This is a genomic window from Bacillus sp. CDB3 (genome assembly GCF_002081505.1).
GTDB lineage: Bacteria > Bacillota > Bacilli > Bacillales > Bacillaceae_G > Bacillus_A > Bacillus_A cereus_AT.
Map to the genome: position 1 here is coordinate 38,689 of NZ_ALBR01000010.1, position 12,965 is coordinate 51,653.

A 12,965-nucleotide genomic window follows, 5' to 3' on the forward strand; every position below is an offset into this window, starting at 1 on the left:
ATTTCCGGAAAAACTACAAATGAAAGTATGATTTTGCCTAGAAGAGGTGAACGGAAATGAAGTGGATACTAATTGCATTGCAAGCTTTCGTTATGATGTTTTGCTTAGCTTATGGATCCGATGTGAGGGCAGAAGTAGTAGAAAAAGAACCTCAAGTTACAATTTTATTAGAGCGCATGTATGTTGATGGAGAAGTAAGTGAGGAAATACTGACAGAAAAAGTAGCGGATTTAGAAAAGTTTTTGCAGCAATATAATGAATGGCAACTTGTTGATCGTGATGATGTGCAAATTGTATTACAAAAGAAAGTTGATGATATTTCTCCTTTACTGAAAACGAGCGGTTATTTTGGTGTTTCAGAGGAAGGGATATTACAAATTTTCAAAGGGGTACCGAAAAGTGATAACGCGATCCACTCCTTTTTTCAAATTGATATGAAAAAACTTGAGAGTTATGAACGTGCGAAATTGAAACGTGGTATTCGTATAAAATCAAAAGAAGGTTTTGTGAAGACAATCGAAAAAATGAAGCAGTATGCAGTGCAAAATAAGAAAAAAAGCAGCTCATGGTGAGCTGCTTTTTCTTATTTATTTTTAGCTAAAATTTCTTTTGCAATTTCATCAATTAGCATATCTTTTCCGATTGGATTGAATGCTTTCGTATTGAAAACTTCATTTGATACTTCGTATACGTGATTGTTTTTTACTGCTTTATTATCTTTCCAAACGGCACTGTTTTTATAGTCTTCGTACACTTTATCAGCTTCTCCGCCGAAGTTTACAATAAACATTTGATCAGGTTGGAATGCAACAAGTCCTTCTAATGATACTTGTGCCATCGTTTGTTTTAAATCTGTACCTTTTGTTGCTGGAAGCTTTAAATCGTTAAAGAGTATATCACCATAACCGAAGCTACCGTACACACGGAAGTTTTGTGGTGTTACTGCAACGAACATAAAGTTCTCATCTTTTGTTTTTTCTTTAATTTTTTTAGATAAAGAGTCTGCTTTTTTATCGTAGTCCGCAATCCATTTGTCAGCTTTCTTCTCTTCGTCAAATAGTTTACCTACTTCTTTAAACTTACCACGCCAGTCTTCTAGATTTGTTTCTAGAACAACTGTCGGTGCAACTTTTTCTAGTTGATCATAAATTTTCAATTGACGATTGTTTAAAATAATTAAGTCTGGTTTTAAAGCTGTAACAGCCTCTAGGTCAACTTTAGGCGCCCAGTACCAGCCGACTGCCTTTACGCCGTCTAGCTTGTCTGTTAAGTGATTTTGGATTTTATCTTTATATGTGTTTGCTGTGCCAACAGGTTTATGTCCAAGGATTAATAATTCCTCTGTTGATCCAGATAAATCAACAATTCTCTTTGGATTAACTGGAATTGTTGCTTCCCCTTTAGCATGTTTTACAACTTTTGTTTTCGGTTGTTCTTTTGCTTTTGATTCTTCTTTTTGAGAAGAACAGCCAACGATAGAAAGAACAACTAGCATAATAGTAAATAAAATAAATAGCTTTTGCTTCATCCTGATGTAACCCCTTTAATTAATATTGATAATCATTATCGACTTCTGTATATTAAGGTGCTTTATACTTTCTGTCAATGGAAAATAACAGAAGTTTCAAATAGAGAACATTTGTTGGGGCAGTCTCGCTTTTCTATTGTTAAATATGTTAAAATGGAATACATGATTTGAGAGGGAGAGATCGTATTTTGTTTGAATATGTTACAGGTTACGTGGAGTATGTAGGACCGGAATATGTCGTAATTGACCATAATGGAATTGGTTATCAAATTTTCACACCAAATCCGTATGTATTTCAAAGAAGTAAGCAAGAAATCCGTGTCTATACATATCATTATGTGAGAGAAGATATTATGGCACTTTACGGGTTTAAAACACGTGAAGAGCGTTTATTATTTACAAAGTTGTTAGGTGTGTCTGGCATTGGGCCAAAAGGCGCTCTTGCAATTTTAGCTTCTGGTCAAACAGGACAGGTCGTTCAAGCGATTGAACATGAAGATGAGAAGTTCTTAGTGAAGTTCCCGGGCGTCGGAAAGAAAACAGCGCGCCAAATGATTTTAGATTTAAAAGGAAAACTAGCCGATGTTGTACCAGATGCGTTTGTTGACTTGTTCTCAGATGTTGAAAGTTTTGATGAGAAGAAAGGTTCATCAGTTGAACTTGATGAAGCACTGGAAGCACTGCGTGCACTTGGTTATGCAGAACGAGAAGTTTCTCGCGTTGTGCCAGAGTTATTAAAAGAAGCATTAACGACGGATCAATATATTAAAAAGGCACTTAGTCTTTTACTAAACGGTAAGAGGTGAGTATAATGGACGAACGTCTCCTTTCAGGGGAATCTGGATACGAAGATGCGGATTTAGAGTATTCATTACGGCCACAGACGCTCCGTCAGTATATTGGCCAAGATAAAGCGAAACATAATTTAGAAGTGTTTATTGAAGCGGCGAAAATGCGTGAAGAAACGTTAGATCACGTACTTTTATATGGCCCACCTGGACTTGGTAAAACGACGCTTGCGAATATTATTGCCAATGAAATGGGTGTTAACATTCGAACGACGTCAGGTCCCGCAATTGAAAGACCAGGAGATTTAGCAGCTGTATTAACAGCGCTTCAGCCTGGAGACGTATTATTTATTGATGAAATTCATCGTTTGCATAGATCTATTGAAGAAGTGCTATACCCAGCGATGGAAGATTTTTGCCTTGATATCGTGATTGGAAAAGGACCATCAGCGCGATCTGTACGTTTAGACTTACCTCCATTTACGCTAGTTGGGGCAACGACGCGTGCAGGTGCATTATCAGCACCACTTCGTGACCGTTTCGGTGTACTTTCACGATTAGAGTATTATACAGTAGATCAGCTTTCTGCGATTGTCGAACGTACAGCAGAAGTGTTTGAAGTTGAAATAGATTCGTTAGCTGCACTTGAAATTGCAAGACGTGCTCGTGGTACACCTCGTATAGCGAATCGTTTATTACGACGTGTACGTGATTTCGCACAAGTTCGCAGTGACGGAACAATTGCAATGGAAATTACACAAATGGCGTTAGAACTACTGCAAGTAGATAAATTAGGTCTTGATCATATTGACCATAAATTACTACTTGGTATTATTGAAAAGTTCCGCGGTGGTCCCGTTGGACTAGAAACAGTTTCGGCGACGATTGGGGAAGAATCTCATACGATTGAAGATGTATATGAGCCGTATTTATTACAAATTGGCTTTTTACAACGAACTCCAAGAGGCCGGATTGTAACTCCGCTTGCATATGAACATTTCGGAATGGAGATGCCAAAAGCATGACGGAGATGCCAAAGCTGCTTATTACAGCCGGTATTTTACTCATTGTTGTTGGTCTAGCTTGGAAGTTCATAGGAAGGCTTCCAGGCGATATTTTTGTGAAAAAAGGTAACGTTACCTTTTATTTTCCTATCATTACATGTATTGTGTTAAGTATTGCATTATCTTTTATTATGTATATAATAAATCGATTCAAATAAGAAATAGGTGGATACAGTTATGAATATTAATCTGTTTGATTTTCATTTGCCAGAAGAACTTATTGCACAAGTCCCGTTAGAAGATCGTGAAACCTCAAGATTAATGGTGTTAGACCGTGAAACTGGTGATATTGAGCATAAACATTTTACAGACATTCTTTCTTACTTACATGAGGGGGATTGCTTAGTTTTAAATGAAACGAAAGTTATGCCTGCTCGCTTGCATGGTGTGAAAGAAGATACAGGCGCACATATCGAAGTGCTTCTTTTAAAACAAGAGGATGGAGATAAGTGGGAAACGCTTGTAAAGCCAGCGAAGCGTGTAAAAGAAGGAACTGTCATCTCTTTTGGTGAAGGAAAGTTAAAAGCAACTTGCATAGGAACTGCAGATCAAGGTGGGCGTCAACTTGAGTTTTCATATGACGGCATCTTTTATGAAATTTTAGATGAGCTTGGAGAAATGCCGCTTCCTCCGTATATTAAAGAGACGCTGGAAGATCGCGATCGTTATCAAACGGTATATGCGAAGGAAATCGGTTCAGCAGCAGCGCCGACGGCTGGACTTCACTTTACAGAAGAGTTACTTGAGAAATTGAAGCAAAAAGGCGTCGAGTTAGCTTTTATTACACTTCACGTAGGGCTTGGGACATTTAGACCAGTTTCTGCAGATACGATTGAAGAGCACCATATGCACGCAGAATATTACCATATGTCTGAAGAGACGGCTGCGTTATTAAATCGTGTGAAAGAGAATGGTGGACGTATTATTACAGTAGGTACGACATCAACTCGTACGTTAGAAACAATTGCGACAGATCATGATGGTAAGCTTTGCGCTGCTTCTGGATGGACAGATATTTTTATGTACCCAGGTTATGAATTTAAAGCAATTGATGGTTTAATTACAAACTTCCATTTGCCAAAATCAACATTAATTATGCTTGTAAGTGCATTTGCAAATAGAGATAATGTACTTCATGCTTATAATGAAGCAGTAAAAGAAAAATATCGTTTCTTTAGCTTCGGTGACGCAATGTTCGTTGCATCTCACGCTAAAATGAGAAACAAATAAAAGGAGTAAATTATGACAGCAATTCGTTATGAATTTATTAAAACTTGTAAACAAACGGGTGCGCGTTTAGGACGTGTACATACGCCACACGGTTCATTTGATACACCAACATTTATGCCAGTTGGTACGCTTGCAACAGTTAAAACGATGTCGCCAGAAGAATTAAAAGCAATGGATTCTGGCATTATTTTAAGTAATACGTATCATTTATGGCTACGTCCAGGTCACGAAATTATTCGTGAAGCAGGCGGTTTGCATAAGTTTATGAACTGGGATCGTGCAATCTTAACGGATTCAGGCGGATTCCAAGTGTTCAGTTTAAGTGACTTCCGCCGCATTGAAGAGGAAGGTGTTCACTTCCGTAACCACTTAAACGGAGATAAATTATTCTTATCACCAGAAAAAGCGATGGAAATTCAAAATGCATTAGGTGCAGATATTATGATGGCATTTGATGAGTGCCCACCATTCCCAGCTACTTTTGAATACATGAAGAAATCTGTAGAGCGTACAAGTCGCTGGGCAGAGCGTTGTTTAAAAGCACATGAACGTCCACAAGATCAAGGTTTATTCGGTATTGTACAGGGTGGGGAGTTTGAAGAGCTTCGTCGTCAAAGTGCAAAAGACCTTGTTTCAATGGACTTCCCTGGTTACGCTGTAGGTGGTTTATCTGTAGGTGAGCCGAAAGATATTATGAACCGTGTCCTTGAGTTTACAACACCACTTCTTCCGGATAATAAGCCACGTTATTTAATGGGAGTAGGTTCTCCTGACTCATTAATTGATGGTGCGATTCGTGGTATTGATATGTTCGACTGCGTACTTCCAACTCGTATTGCTCGAAATGGTACATGTATGACAAGCGAAGGGCGCTTAGTTGTGAAAAATGCAAAATTCGCTAGAGACTTCGGCCCACTTGATCCTAATTGTGATTGCTACACATGTAAAAATTACTCTCGTGCGTACATTCGTCACTTAATGAAATGTGATGAAACGTTTGGAATTCGTTTAACGTCTTATCACAACCTTCATTTTCTGTTAAACTTAATGGAGCAGGTGAGACAAGCTATTCGTGAAGACCGTCTTGGCGATTTCCGCGAAGAGTTCTTTGAACAGTATGGCTTTAATAAACCGAATGCTAAAAACTTCTAATACATAATTTAAAAGGAGGAACAAAATATGAATCCAGGTATGATGAATATCATTATGATCGTTGCGATGTTTGCGATTTTCTATTTCTTATTAATTCGCCCGCAACAAAAGCGTCAAAAAGCAGTAGCTCAAATGCAAAACGAGTTAGCAAAAGGTGATGCTATCGTAACAATCGGTGGTTTACACGGTACAATCGAATCAGTAGATGAAACGAAAATCGTTATTAAATCTGGTGGTTCACACTTAACTTTCGATCGCAATGCGATTCGTGAAGTTGTGAAAAACTAATGAGGAAGGCCCTGCATGAAATGTGCAGGGCCTTTTTTTAATTATTTTGTTTTGACATATTTACACCGAAAATACCACCGAGTGTACTCGCGCCCATTAATGCTAATTGGTAAAGTAACTGTGAGTTCGATAAAGTTTGAGAGAAACCTAAATAGTTAACTAGAAAAACAAGTATGGCGAATGTAAGTCCCGTTGTGAAACCTACTAGCCAACCTTTCCCTTGCGCTTTTTTGCCAGCAATAAACCCAGACATAAGCATAGATAGAAGAGCTAGTATCAAAATAGTAACGGTTAATGTCCCTTCATTCATATTCGTAAACTTTAATAATAGAGCTATAACCATGCTAGTAATAGATGCGAGGATAAGTAGGGTAATAATGCCGAAGCCGATTGCAGTTGATAATTTTTTCGTTCCATCCATTTATAAATTCCCCCTTTTTAATACAAGCATATTTTCATTTTGATCAAGTTAGACTAGTTTCTTTTTTGTAGGGAAGTCTATAAATAAAAAAGGAGATGTAGAAATGGAATGGGTATCAATAATTGGCCGGACGATGCTTTTGTATATCATTATCTTAATTATTTTCCGTCTTATGGGTAAACGTGAAATTGGAGAGCTAAGTGTATTAGATTTAGTCGTATTCATTATGCTTGGAGAAATGGCCGTAGTAGCAATTGAAAATACCGATAAATCACTTTGGCATCAATTAGTTCCAATGATTTTTCTTATGTGCATACAAATCATTTTGTCAGTTATATCTTTAAAGTTTCAACGTTTTCGACATTTAATAGAAGGGGAACCGGCTATTCTTATAAATGCGGGAAAGATTGATGAAAAAAAGATGCGGAAACAGCGCTATAACATAGACGATTTAATGATGCAACTAAGGGAGCAAGGGGTCGGGGATGTGCGGGATGTGGAATATGCTATTTTAGAACCATCAGGGAAGTTGTCTGTTTTTCAAAAACAAAAAAGTAAAAAGAGTAAAAATGATACGCCGATTTTTACACTCCCATTAATTATTGATGGAGAAATTCAATTCAATCATTTGCAAATGATTGAACACACAGATGAATGGCTCATTGGGAAATTAAAAAACTTAGGTTATAACGATATAGCGCAAATTTTATACTGCAGCTTTCAAAATGGCCAATTTTTTGTTGATTTGAAAGAAAACTAGAGGCTTACCGTATTAAATAGTAAGCCTATTTACTTCAAAAATGAAAGTTTCCGAATGATAGGGAGGCGACTCAACTCTTCTTTTCGAATGAGTTTGAAAGCAAAGAGGAGGAAAATATAAACGATTGTTGTTAAAGTGATTTCCCATAATGTTTGTACGCCAAGTGAATGAGAGAAAATAATATACTTATGAAGGTAAAAACCGAAGGCGCCTGCAATACCGATGGCAAGTCCTCCAAAAATATAGTCTTTTGCATAAATGGTAAATTTAATTTTCTTTAAAACAGTAGCATAGTGAAGGAATGTTACCGTCACTATATTTGCTGCGATTGCGAGAGCAACCCCCATCATTTGGAACTCTGGGCGTGAAGCGAGTGCAAAAATAACGATTAATTTTACGATAGCGCCAATAAATGTGTTCATCATAGCAGCTCTTGCTAAGTTTAAAGCTTGCAACACAGATGTAAGTGGGCTTTGAAAATAATGAAATAAAAAGCAAGGTGCAAGAAGTTGGATGAACGCTGTTGCACTGTCCGATCCATACATAAGCGTTAAGACGGGTGAAGCAAATACATATAAAATAACGACTGACCATCCACCAGTAATTAAGGAAATTCGAAGTGCTTGTTGTAAACGGTGTTCCACTAATTTGTGCTGTTTCTTTGCCATTGCTTCACTAATGGAAGGGACGAGTGCTGTAGAAAGAGCGTATGTAATAAAGGCAGGTAGTGATAGAAGCGGGAAGGCGTAACCGTTCAATATACCGTATTGCTGTGTTGCGACAGAAGCAGCAACCCCGGCAATTGCTAAGCTTTGCATAACAACGATAGGTTCAAAGAAATATGAAACGGAACCGATTAAACGGCTTCCTGTAGTTGGAAGTGCGATATCCATAAGAGAATAAAATGTATTTTTGCTCTCCTTTACCGTAGTGAAAAACCCAGAGCGTATAGATAAATGTTTTTCGCGCTGGAATAAAGTAAGTAAAAATAATAAAGATGCAACTTCGCCAAGAACGGCTGATAACATAGCGCCAGCTGCAGCATATTCTACGCCGTAAGGTAAAAATAACCGAATGCATACAGCGATAATTGTAATGCGGACAACTTGTTCTAGGACTTGGGCATAAGCGCTAGGCTTCATATTTTGTTTCCCTTGGAAATAACCACGTAAAACGGAAGAAACGGCAATAACAGGGACGACAGGTAAAATAGCTATTAATGGATAGTACGTTCTTTCATCAGTTAATAATGTTTTTGCTAAAATAGGTGTGAGGAGCATAATCCCAATTGTTAAAATGATACTAATAATGGATGTAATGGCTAGCGAGACTGTTAAGATTTTTTTAACTCTTTGTTTATCGTTTACTGCTTCCGCTTCTGCTACAAATTTTGCGATTGCAACGGGAAGGCCTATTTGTGTTAATGTAATTGCTAAAATGAAGGTGGGGACAGCCATCATATAAAGGCCAACGCCTTCTTCTCCTAAAATACGTGCCATTACAATGCGGTTAATGAATCCAAGGATTTTTGTAATAAAGCCAGCTACCATTAAAATAAATGCACCTTTTAAAAAGCTTTGTCTCGTCATACTCTTCTCCTACCTTCTCAAAATCAATGGAATGATTTACAATAATTTATATGCACGTATGAGACAAGAATGACAAGCATTTAAGAGAGTAAAGTATGAATGGTACTCTTGGAAGTAGTTATTGCTGTCCATTAGAGCGGGAGTAAAAGCGACTTTTCGTGCTGAAATAAGAAGGAGATGTTATATATGTTGGATAAAGAGGCTTTGGTAGAATCATACCGCGGACAGTTACAAGTCGTTTTAGAAAGTAAAGTAGAAGAGTTTCACATGTTTGGTTATGACCGAGTGACAGATAATGATATTTGGAAGTTTCTCAAGGTGAAAAAGTGGAAGAAGATAGACAGTGATGTTAGGTTATATGAATTAGTAAATGATGTATTAAGAGTAAGTGCTAATGAATATATGACTTATTTAACTGTTGAAGCATATCAAGCGCCACTTTGGTCATTTGATGAATATGAAAATAAATAACTGACTGCAATTGGTTTGTTCTTCCTTTTGCAGTATAATGATAGGTATTGATAAAGAGGAAATAATTATGTCTAAGATTATATATAAAGGAGGTAGTGAAGAGGAAAAATAAATAATGAAAGTGTAGGTATGGTGACAAGCTTACCGACACAGCTAGTGATGAACTAGCAGAAATACATGTATTTTATAGAAAGTAAGTCTACTAACTAGGCGTATGCACACGTGTAAAAATGAATCGTAAGAGATTTATTGAAAGTGTTAGTAGCAGAAAGAGGGTACATATGGCAAAGCGTGGTACAAGAATTGCCGCCTTTTTCCTCATCGTTTTATTAATTGGTGGAGTGATTGGTGCGGCAGGAAAAGACATAGCAAAAGGAATTAGTCTAGGACTAGACCTTCGCGGTGGTTTTGAAATTCTGTATGAAGTAAAACCAGCCAAAAAAGGTGATAAAATCGATCGTGATGCACTTGTCAGTACAGTAGGTGCTCTTGAAAATCGTGTCAATGCACTCGGTGTAAGTGAGCCGAACATTCAAATCGAAGGAGAAGATCGAATTCGCGTACAGCTTGCTGGTGTACAAGATCAGCAAAAAGCACGTGACATGTTATCAACACAAGCAAAATTAACATTCCGTGATGTGAATGACAACCTTCTTATGGACGGAGCGGATTTAAAAGGCGGCGGAGCAAAGCAAACATTTGATGAGCAAGGCCGTGCAAGCGTAGGTCTTACACTGAAAAGCGCTGACAAATTCCGTGAAGTAACTGAAAAAATTTCAAAAATGCCACCACCAACGAATTTAATGGTAATTTGGCTTGATTTTGAAGAAGGAAAAGATTCGTATAAAGCAGAGTCTGCAAAACCGAATCCGAAGTTTTTATCAGCAGCAACAGTAAACCAAGTATTTAACCAAGCTCAAGTATCTATCGTAGGTGGAAACTTTACAGTGGAAAGCGCGAAAGAACTTTCATCTTTATTAAATGCAGGTGCACTTCCTGTTGATTTAAAAGAAATGTATTCAACATCTGTTGGAGCGAAATTTGGGCAACAAGCATTAGAGCAAACGATTTTCGCTAGTGCGATCGGTATTGCTATTATCTTCTTATTCATGCTTGTATTCTACCGTTTACCAGGACTTGTAGCGGTTATTATGTTAGGTTTATACATTTTCGTTACATTACTTGTCTTTAACTGGATGCATGCAGTTCTTACGTTACCAGGTATTGCGGCATTAGTGCTCGGGGTTGGTATCGCAGTTGATGCGAACATCATTACGTACGAGAGATTGAAGGAAGAGCTTAAAATTGGTAAGTCGATGATGTCAGCATTCCGTGCTGGTAACCATCGTTCATTATCGACAATTTTAGATGCGAACGTTACAACAATTGCAGCAGCTGGTGTATTATTCGTTTACGGTACAAGCTCTGTAAAAGGATTCGCAACAAGTTTAATTGTTAGTATTTTAGTCGGTTTCATTACGAACGTATTCGGTACTCGTTTCTTACTAGGTTTACTTGTAAAGAGCCGTTACTTCGATAAAAAACCATCTTACTTTGGTGTTAAGGAAAAGGATATTATTCCATTAACAAAAGGTGTAGTACATCCACCGACAAGATTTGATCGTATTAATTTCGTAAATATCGGTCATAAATTCCTTATCTTCTCGATGGTAGTTGTAATTGCAGGTGCAATTATACTACCAATTTTCAAACTGAATCTTGGGATTGACTTTGCAAGTGGTACACGTATCGACTTGCAATCTAAACAAGCACTTACTGTGTCAGATGTTCATAAAGATTTGAAAGAATTGAAAATTGATGTGAAGGAAGAAGATATTGTACCGACCGGGGACGACAATAAAGGTTTCGCCGTTCGTACATTAGGAGTTTTATCAAAAGATGAAATTGCGAAAGCAAAAACATTCTTCCATGATAAATATGGTACAGAGCCAAACGTAAGTACAGTTTCACCAACAATCGGTAAAGAAATCGCACGAAATGCATTTATCGCAGTATTAATTGCTTCGGTAGTTATTATCTTATACGTAAGTATTCGATTCCGATTTACGTATGCATTATCTGCAGTACTTGCATTACTACATGACGCATTCGTTATGGTTGTTATGTTTAGTCTTTTCCAGATAGAAGTAGACTTAACGTTTATCGCTGCGGTATTAACAATCATCGGTTATTCTATCAATGACTCGATTGTTACGTTTGATAGAAACCGTGAGCTATACAAACAGAAAAAACGCGTTCGCGACATAAAAGACTTAGAAGAAATCGTAAACGCAAGTATTCGCCAAACACTTGGACGTTCGATTAACACCGTATTAACAGTGTTGTTCCCAGTAATTGCGCTGCTTATCTTCGGTAGTGAGTCACTTCGTAACTTCTCGTTTGCGTTACTTGTTGGATTAATCGTAGGTACGTATTCTTCTGTTTTCGTTGCCTCTCAAATTTGGTTACTACTTGAAAACCGTCGTTTGAAAAAGGGGAAAAACAAGAAGAAGGTTGAGAAAGTAGAATCTGAACCGCAAGTATAAAAAAGGTGATGTCTCTTTATGAGGCATCTCTTTTTTCGTTTGTGGATACAATAAGGTAGCAACTTTTGAAAGAAGATAATGGGAGAAAGTGGTGATGTTAACTTCGTTTTTGTTACAATAAAAGAGAGGTTAAGAAAAGAAGGGATTTTAATTATGGAAAAAGATGAACGTTTTAAACAGGCTGAGTTTGGTGCTATTGTCGGTATCGTTGGTAATATTATATTAGCGATTATAAAAGCGGTAATTGGTTATATTGGAAACAGTAAGGCACTATTGGCGGATGCAGTGCATTCTGGATCAGATGTAATCGGTTCGCTAGCTGTACTTTTTGGATTGCGAGCAGCGAAGCAGCCGCCTGATGAAGATCATCCGTACGGTCATGGTAAAGCGGAATCGATTTCAGCGATTATTGTAGCGGTATTATTATTTATTGTTGGACTAGAGATAGCGATTTCGTCTATAAAAGCTTTTTCACAAGAATTAGAACCGCCGAAGGGAATTACGATTTTTGCTGTCATTTTTTCTATTGTCGTGAAAGAAGGAATGTTTCAATATAAATTCCGATTAGGGAAAAGGATAAATAGTGATGCAATTATTGCAAATGCATATGAGCACCGTTCGGATGTGTTTTCCTCAATTGCAGCTTTAATCGGCATTTGTGCAGCTATCATCGGTGGTAAATTAGGTTTAGATTGGCTTGTATATGCCGATCCGATTGCAGGATTATTTGTTTCAATTCTTGTTGCGAAAATGGCGTGGAGTATTGGGGCGGAAGCGATTCACGCAACGCTTGATCATGTGCTTCATGAGGAGGATGTTATTCCGTTTAGAGAAGCAGTTCTTCAAGTGGAAGGTGTGAAGAAAATAGGTTCTTTATATGCGAGGGAACATGGTCACTATGTAATCGTTGATATTAAAGTATCTGTAGATCCATATATCACTGTAGAAGAAGGGCATAGCATCGGAAAGCATGTGAAAGAAACACTTATGAAACAAGATAACGTACAAAATGTGTTTGTACATATAAATCCGTATTCTCCAAATTAAATAGCATTAATATTTTAGTATATGGATATTGCATCGTAGCTTGCATCATATTGTCACCCCTTAATCTGTCTTGTATAATGG

At 37.5% G+C, this 12,965-nt stretch carries 14 protein-coding genes; 11 read left to right on the forward strand and 3 right to left on the reverse strand.

From position 1 onward, the window contains the following. Positions 1 to 56 precede the first annotated feature (56 nt). On the forward strand, positions 57 to 572 hold the full coding sequence (locus CDB3_RS01910) for a BofC C-terminal domain-containing protein (RefSeq protein WP_128853326.1): 516 nt from the start codon (positions 57 to 59) through the stop codon (positions 570 to 572). A gap of 11 nt (positions 573 to 583) precedes the next feature. Here CDB3_RS01910 and CDB3_RS01915 read toward each other — a convergent pair whose 3' ends face one another. Further along, positions 584 to 1,528, reverse strand: a complete 945-nt coding sequence (locus CDB3_RS01915) for an iron-hydroxamate ABC transporter substrate-binding protein (RefSeq protein WP_128853327.1) — start codon at positions 1,526 to 1,528, stop codon at positions 584 to 586. 188 nt (positions 1,529 to 1,716) lie between these two features. Between CDB3_RS01915 and ruvA the strand changes: the two genes are divergently transcribed. From ruvA to yajC, 6 genes are read left to right on the forward strand one after another with little or no spacing between them, the layout of a single operon-like run. After that, on the forward strand, positions 1,717 to 2,334 hold the full coding sequence (ruvA, locus tag CDB3_RS01920) for a Holliday junction DNA helicase RuvA (RefSeq protein WP_128853328.1): 618 nt from the start codon (positions 1,717 to 1,719) through the stop codon (positions 2,332 to 2,334). A 5-nt stretch (positions 2,335 to 2,339) separates the two neighbouring features. Further along, a complete protein-coding gene (gene ruvB / locus CDB3_RS01925) occupies positions 2,340 to 3,341 on the forward strand; it encodes a Holliday junction branch migration DNA helicase RuvB (protein WP_000344469.1) in 1,002 nt (333 codons plus the stop codon). Then, positions 3,338 to 3,538 (forward strand): DUF2905 domain-containing protein, encoded by a 201-nt coding sequence (locus tag CDB3_RS01930; protein WP_000138161.1) that lies wholly within the window; start codon positions 3,338 to 3,340, stop codon positions 3,536 to 3,538. The genes ruvB and CDB3_RS01930 overlap by 4 nt, the downstream gene beginning before the upstream one ends. A 19-nt stretch (positions 3,539 to 3,557) precedes the next feature. Then, entirely contained in the window at positions 3,558 to 4,610 is a 1,053-nt protein-coding gene (gene queA / locus CDB3_RS01935; protein WP_128853329.1) for a tRNA preQ1(34) S-adenosylmethionine ribosyltransferase-isomerase QueA, read from the forward strand. Between the two features lie 12 nt (positions 4,611 to 4,622). Continuing rightward, a complete protein-coding gene (gene tgt / locus CDB3_RS01940; protein ID WP_128853330.1) occupies positions 4,623 to 5,762 on the forward strand; it encodes a tRNA guanosine(34) transglycosylase Tgt in 1,140 nt (379 codons plus the stop codon). Positions 5,763 to 5,789: 27 nt separating this feature from the next. Continuing rightward, the gene (yajC, locus tag CDB3_RS01945) at positions 5,790 to 6,050 is read left to right on the forward strand and encodes a preprotein translocase subunit YajC (protein WP_128853331.1); all 261 of its coding nucleotides are present in this window, start codon (positions 5,790 to 5,792) and stop codon (positions 6,048 to 6,050) included. Positions 6,051 to 6,087: 37 nt separating this feature from the next. Here the strand turns inward: yajC and CDB3_RS01950 are convergent, their stop codons facing one another. Then, positions 6,088 to 6,471 (reverse strand): TIGR04086 family membrane protein, encoded by a 384-nt coding sequence (locus CDB3_RS01950; protein WP_000349132.1) that lies wholly within the window; start codon positions 6,469 to 6,471, stop codon positions 6,088 to 6,090. Positions 6,472 to 6,574: 103 nt separating this feature from the next. Between CDB3_RS01950 and CDB3_RS01955 the strand changes: the two genes are divergently transcribed. Then, the gene (locus CDB3_RS01955) at positions 6,575 to 7,231 is read left to right on the forward strand and encodes a DUF421 domain-containing protein (protein WP_044737697.1); all 657 of its coding nucleotides are present in this window, start codon (positions 6,575 to 6,577) and stop codon (positions 7,229 to 7,231) included. A 29-nt stretch (positions 7,232 to 7,260) separates the two neighbouring features. Here CDB3_RS01955 and spoVB read toward each other — a convergent pair whose 3' ends face one another. Beyond that, positions 7,261 to 8,820: a stage V sporulation protein B gene (spoVB, locus tag CDB3_RS01960; protein WP_128853332.1), complete on the reverse strand. Its 1,560-nt coding sequence runs from the start codon at positions 8,818 to 8,820 to the stop codon at positions 7,261 to 7,263. A gap of 186 nt (positions 8,821 to 9,006) precedes the next feature. On the opposite strand from spoVB, the gene CDB3_RS01965 reads away from it, so the two are divergent. From CDB3_RS01965 to CDB3_RS01975, 3 genes are all read left to right on the forward strand, one after another. Next, positions 9,007 to 9,291: a post-transcriptional regulator gene (locus CDB3_RS01965; protein WP_128853333.1), complete on the forward strand. Its 285-nt coding sequence runs from the start codon at positions 9,007 to 9,009 to the stop codon at positions 9,289 to 9,291. 281 nt (positions 9,292 to 9,572) lie between these two features. After that, complete coding sequence (gene secDF, locus CDB3_RS01970) at positions 9,573 to 11,837, forward strand: protein translocase subunit SecDF (RefSeq protein ID WP_128853334.1); 2,265 nt, start codon at positions 9,573 to 9,575, stop codon at positions 11,835 to 11,837. Positions 11,838 to 11,990: 153 nt separating this feature from the next. Next, complete coding sequence (locus tag CDB3_RS01975; protein ID WP_097830588.1) at positions 11,991 to 12,884, forward strand: cation diffusion facilitator family transporter; 894 nt, start codon at positions 11,991 to 11,993, stop codon at positions 12,882 to 12,884. Positions 12,885 to 12,965 lie beyond the last annotated feature (81 nt).

Bases quoted from the DNA above. Each gene is read 5' to 3' on its own strand.
- tgt (WP_128853330.1), top strand. From the start codon at position 4,623: ATGACAGCAATTCGTTATGAATTTATTAAAACTTGTAAACAAACGGGT.
- ruvB (WP_000344469.1), top strand. From the start codon at position 2,340: ATGGACGAACGTCTCCTTTCAGGGGAATCTGGATACGAAGATGCGGAT.
- CDB3_RS01950 (WP_000349132.1), bottom strand. From the start codon at position 6,471: ATGGATGGAACGAAAAAATTATCAACTGCAATCGGCTTCGGCATTATT.
- spoVB (WP_128853332.1), bottom strand. From the start codon at position 8,820: ATGACGAGACAAAGCTTTTTAAAAGGTGCATTTATTTTAATGGTAGCT.
- CDB3_RS01930 (WP_000138161.1), top strand. From the start codon at position 3,338: ATGACGGAGATGCCAAAGCTGCTTATTACAGCCGGTATTTTACTCATT.
- CDB3_RS01965 (WP_128853333.1), top strand. From the start codon at position 9,007: ATGTTGGATAAAGAGGCTTTGGTAGAATCATACCGCGGACAGTTACAA.
- CDB3_RS01915 (WP_128853327.1), bottom strand. From the start codon at position 1,528: ATGAAGCAAAAGCTATTTATTTTATTTACTATTATGCTAGTTGTTCTT.
- yajC (WP_128853331.1), top strand. From the start codon at position 5,790: ATGAATCCAGGTATGATGAATATCATTATGATCGTTGCGATGTTTGCG.
- CDB3_RS01955 (WP_044737697.1), top strand. From the start codon at position 6,575: ATGGAATGGGTATCAATAATTGGCCGGACGATGCTTTTGTATATCATT.
- CDB3_RS01910 (WP_128853326.1), top strand. From the start codon at position 57: ATGAAGTGGATACTAATTGCATTGCAAGCTTTCGTTATGATGTTTTGC.
- queA (WP_128853329.1), top strand. From the start codon at position 3,558: ATGAATATTAATCTGTTTGATTTTCATTTGCCAGAAGAACTTATTGCA.
- secDF (WP_128853334.1), top strand. From the start codon at position 9,573: ATGGCAAAGCGTGGTACAAGAATTGCCGCCTTTTTCCTCATCGTTTTA.
- CDB3_RS01975 (WP_097830588.1), top strand. From the start codon at position 11,991: ATGGAAAAAGATGAACGTTTTAAACAGGCTGAGTTTGGTGCTATTGTC.